General features: G+C 54.3%; 1 rRNA gene. It reads right to left on the bottom strand.

Going from position 1 to position 302, the window contains the following annotated elements:
• Positions 1–302: ribosomal RNA gene (locus tag SB765_RS28860) — 23S ribosomal RNA — on the bottom strand; the annotation flags it as partial.

Genomic DNA, 302 nt, shown 5'->3' with positions numbered 1-302 from the left:
CCCAGCTCACGTACCTCTTTAAATGGCGAACAGCCATACCCTTGGGACCGGCTACAGCCCCAGGATGAGATGAGCCGACATCGAGGTGCCAAACACCGCCGTCGATATGAACTCTTGGGCGGTATCAGCCTGTTATCCCCAGAGTACCTTTTATCCGTTGAGCGATGGCCCTTCCATACAGAACCACCGGATCACTATGACCTGCTTTCGCACCTGCTCGACTTGTCGGTCTCGCAGTTAAGCACGCTTATGCCATTGCACTATCAGCACGATTTCCGACCGTACCTAGCGTACCTTCGTAC

Origin of the sequence: Pseudomonas sp. SIMBA_067 (genome assembly GCF_046534675.1) — a bacterium.
In the GTDB taxonomy this organism is placed as follows: Bacteria; Pseudomonadota; Gammaproteobacteria; order Pseudomonadales; family Pseudomonadaceae; genus Aquipseudomonas; species Aquipseudomonas putida.
This window is presented reverse-complemented; position numbering and strand designations above follow the sequence as displayed.